This window comes from Klenkia sp. PcliD-1-E (assembly GCF_024124375.1).
Lineage (GTDB): Bacteria > Actinomycetota > Actinomycetes > Mycobacteriales > Geodermatophilaceae > Klenkia.
In genome coordinates this window covers 1-3,668 of record NZ_JAMXRZ010000204.1, presented here as the reverse complement: position 1 = coordinate 3,668, position 3,668 = coordinate 1, and the positions used below count along the sequence as shown (strand labels likewise).

The following is a 3,668-nucleotide window of genomic DNA, read 5'->3' as shown; positions in this document are numbered from 1 at the left end:
CCGCGAAGGAGGCGGCCCGGGCCGCGGCCGCCGCGCGGAAGGCCGGCGAGGCCGCGCACGAGCGCGTGACCGAGCTGGAGGCGGCCCTGGAGCAGGCGCGCACCCGGGCGGCGGAGGCCGACGAGGAGGCCGGCACCGCCGACGCGGAGGCCGACCGGGCCGAGGCCGACCGGGCCGCTGCGGAGCAGGACCTGCAGCGCGCCGAGGCCGACCGCGACCGCGCCCAGCAGCTCGTCGACGACCTGTCCTGAGCCCGGTCAGTTGATGATCTCGGCGCGTTCCAGGTGCAGCAGCGCGGTCAGCCGGTCCCGCCAGCCCTGCAGCGCCTCGGGGGTCAGCCGGGTCCAGTCCTCGACCTCCCGGACCACCCGCAGCGGGGCGGCGCTGCGGTAGGAGCGGGTGGGGTTGCCCGGGAACTTCTGGTCCGTGACGTTGGGGTCGTCCTCGAACGGCCCGGTCGGTTCGACCTCGTAGACGTGCGGCGCGCCGGCCCCGGACCGCAGGTCGACCGCGATCTCCGCGGCCAGGCCGGCCCCGTCGACCAGTGCGGTGAAGTAGACGTGGTTCATCGTCATCTCGGGCCGGTAGTTCGACGGCCGGCCGGCGGTGAGCAGGTCACCGGGCCGCAGTGCCGCTGCGGTGCCGTGGAAGAAGGGTCCGGTCTCGTCGGTGGCGGCCACGGGGAGATGCTCCCGCCCGTGACGTGCGTGCGGTAGACCGTGTGCCGTGCTGCTGACCCCCATGCGCGCCCGCGACCCGCACGAGGCCGGCCGCACCGCCAGCTCGCTGGAGCTGTTCTTCGACCTGGTCTTCGTGGTGGCGGTGAGCATCGCCGCCCTCGACCTGCACCACGAGCTGACCGAGGGGCACGTGCTGGCCGGGGTCGGCCACTACCTGATGGTGTTCTTCGCGATCTGGTGGGCCTGGATGAACTCCACCTGGTTCGGTACGAGCTTCGCCACCGACGACTGGCTCTACCGGGTGCTGACCATCGTGCAGATGGCCGGTGTCCTGGTGCTGGCCGCCGGCATCGACGACGTGTTCGCCGGCCGGCCGATCACCGTGGTGGTCGTCGGCTACGTCGTCATGCGGGTGGCCATGGTCGCCCAGTGGCTGCGCGCGGCCCGGTCCTCCCCGGAGCACCGCCGCACCTGCCTGGCCTACGCCGGCGGCATCGCCGTCCTGCAGGTGCTCTGGGTGGGCCTGCTCGCCGTCGACGGGACGGCGGCCACCGTCGGGTTCGTGGTGCTGGTCGCCGCCGAGGTCGCCGTCCCGGTGGTCGCCGAGCGGACCGGCCGGGCGACGCCCTGGCACCCGCACCACATCACCGAGCGGTACGGGCTGTTCACCCTGATCCTGCTCGGCGAGAGCCTGCTGGCCAGCGCGAACGCGGTCATCGAGGCGCTGCACGACGAGGAGGCCCTCGCCCCGCTGATCAGCACCGCCGTCCTCGCGCTGGTCGTCACCGCGGGGCTGTGGTGGGTCTACTTCTGGCCACCGCACCACCACGCGATCGGGACGTTGGGGCAGTCGCTGCGCTACGGCTACGTGCACTACGCGGTGTTCGCCGCCGCCGGTGCCTTCTCCGCGGGCGTGGAGGTCGAGATCGACAGCCAGACCGGGCACTCGGCGCTGTCGGAGGTCGCGGCCTCCTTCACCGTCACCGTGCCGGTCGCGGTGTTCCTGCTCGGGACCTGGTGGATCGCGCTGCGCCCGGTCGCCGACCGGGTGGTGGACGTGTGCGTCCCGGCCGCGGCGCTGCTGGTGCTGGCCGACCCGGTGCTGCCCGTGCCGGTGTCGCTGTCGGCCGCAGTGGTGGCTGCGCTGGTCGTCGTCCTCGTGGTCAGGCCGCCCGTGGTCAGGCCGCCTCGTACGAGCACAGCCGGCTGACCAGGAACTCCACCGCCGCGTCGCTGTCCACGGTCTCGGCCACCGCGGTGCCGCGCTCGGCCGCGGCGCGGCGGTCGACCAGGGTCTGCCCGCGGGCGGCCCCCAGGGTGGTGCCGACGACGACCTCGCGCCGCACCGTGCCCAGGGTGCCGGGCACGATCGCCTCGGTCAGCGCCAGCGCGTCGTGCACGCTAACCCCGTCGATGCCGTAGCGGTCGCGGGCGGCGTCCAGGTACTGCCGCAGGAACCCGGCAGCGGCCGCGCCCACCGGGCCGGCGCCCGAGAACCGGTCGATGCCGGCCTCGGTGAGCACGGTCGGCAGCGTGACGTCCAGCCCGACCATGGTCACCGGCAGGTCCGAGCCCAGGACGGCGGCCGCGGCCTCCGGGTCGGCCCAGGCGTTGAACTCCGCGGCCGCGGTGACGTTGCCGCCGCGGGTCGCCGACCCGCCCATCCAGACCACCCGGCCGATCCGCGCCGCGGCCTCGGGGAAGACGTGCAGCAGGAGGGCGACGTTGGTCAGCGGGCCGATCGGGGCGACGGTGACGGTGCCGGGCTCGTGGGCCATCAGCAGCTCGGCCAGCGCGACCACCGCCGGGCGCGGGTCGACCGGCGCGGGGGAGGGCGGCAGCTCCACCCCGCCCAGGCCGGCTGCGCCGTGCACGTGCCCGGCCCGCTCGGGCAGCGGGTGCACCAGCGGCCCGGCGGCCCCGGCGGCGACCGGGACGTCGGAGCGGCCGGCCAGGTGCAGCACCCGCAGCGCGTTCTCGGTGACCTGCGCCAGCTCCACGTTGCCGTGCACGGTGGTGACCAGCTGCAGGTCGACCTCCGGGCTGGCCAGGGCCAGCAGGATCGCCAGGGCGTCGTCGATGCCGGGGTCGGTGTCGATCACGAGGGGGGTGCGGTCGGCCACACCGGTGAGCCTGCCGCACTAGCATGCGACCCGTGCACCAGGGCATCGACGACTTCGCCATGCCCGACCCCGCGCAGGTGCGCGCCGCCACCGACCTGCTGCGGATGCTCAGCGACCCCACCCGGTTCTCGGTGCTGTGGGCGCTGGCCCAGGGCGAGAGCAACGTGGCCTGCCTGGCCGAGCTGGCCGGCACCTCGCCCACCGCGGTGAGCCAGCACCTGTCCAAGCTGCGGCTGGCCGGCCTGGTGCAGGGCCGCCGCGAGGGCACCTTCGTCTACTACACGGTGGCCGAGGGTCCGCTGGGCACGCTGCTGGTCCAGGCGCTGCGCGCGGTGGGGGCCGACCCGGTCGCCGATGCGGCCCCCGTGCGCCGGCGCTGACCTCCCCCGTCACACCCGACACGCCCGCCCCACGCGTCGCGCCGCGAGGTCACCGACCTCGTTCCAGAATTCGACCTGCGGAAACGTCGGTTCCGGTCGACTTGTGACCCGGGATCCGGGGTGGTCACCGGCCCACGACGCGCCCTCCACAACGGTTCGGTCACGCGGCGCGGTGAGCGTGTCCGCGCGGCGTCGTCCCGACCGTCACAGCAGCCACTCTTCTCCCTGACCGCAGTCCCTTCCCCGGCTGCGGCTCATGCTTCGCAGGAGAGGAGAGACCCATGCCCGAGTCGCTGCAGTACCCGGTCATCCGGCCCGGCAGCGCTGCTCGGCTGCGGGTCGCCGGTGACGGCCGGCGCGATGCGGCACCCCCGTTGTCCGCCCTGACCCCGGCCCAGCGGGTCGAGCTCGCCCAGCGGGCCGTCGCCGCGCACCGCCCCGCCGGGCGGTACCCGGTGCGGCAGGCCTTCCCGGTCGCGCGGCTG

The 3,668-nt window shown here is 75.0% G+C and carries 6 protein-coding genes; 4 read left to right on the top strand and 2 right to left on the bottom strand.

Annotation, left to right across the window (positions count from 1 at the left end; all coding sequences use genetic code 11):
• Positions 1-251: hypothetical protein (locus tag NH342_RS22320; RefSeq protein ID WP_253018468.1), on the top strand; the 251-nt coding region annotated here is incomplete at its 5' end.
• Between the two features lie 6 nt (positions 252-257).
• On the opposite strand, the gene arr is transcribed toward NH342_RS22320, so the two are convergent.
• Positions 258-680 carry an NAD(+)--rifampin ADP-ribosyltransferase gene (gene arr / locus NH342_RS22315; protein WP_253018466.1) on the bottom strand — a complete coding sequence of 141 codons (423 nt, stop codon included), beginning with the start codon at positions 678-680 and terminating at the stop codon, positions 258-260.
• Between the two features lie 46 nt (positions 681-726).
• Between arr and NH342_RS22310 the strand changes: the two genes are divergently transcribed.
• Positions 727-1,890 carry a low temperature requirement protein A gene (locus NH342_RS22310; RefSeq protein ID WP_253018464.1) on the top strand — a complete coding sequence of 388 codons (1,164 nt, stop codon included), beginning with the start codon at positions 727-729 and terminating at the stop codon, positions 1,888-1,890.
• Here the strand turns inward: NH342_RS22310 and NH342_RS22305 are convergent.
• On the bottom strand, positions 1,859-2,803 hold the full coding sequence (locus NH342_RS22305; RefSeq protein ID WP_253018462.1) for a nucleoside hydrolase: 945 nt from the start codon (positions 2,801-2,803) through the stop codon (positions 1,859-1,861). The two genes, NH342_RS22310 and NH342_RS22305, sit on opposite strands and share 32 nt — an antisense overlap.
• A gap of 23 nt (positions 2,804-2,826) precedes the next feature.
• On the opposite strand from NH342_RS22305, the gene NH342_RS22300 reads away from it, so the two are divergent.
• Both NH342_RS22300 and NH342_RS22295 read left to right on the top strand, forming a co-directional pair.
• Positions 2,827-3,183: an ArsR/SmtB family transcription factor gene (locus tag NH342_RS22300; protein ID WP_374209498.1), complete on the top strand. Its 357-nt coding sequence runs from the start codon at positions 2,827-2,829 to the stop codon at positions 3,181-3,183.
• Between the two features lie 281 nt (positions 3,184-3,464).
• Positions 3,465-3,668: hypothetical protein (locus tag NH342_RS22295; RefSeq protein ID WP_253018458.1), on the top strand; the 204-nt coding region annotated here is incomplete at its 3' end.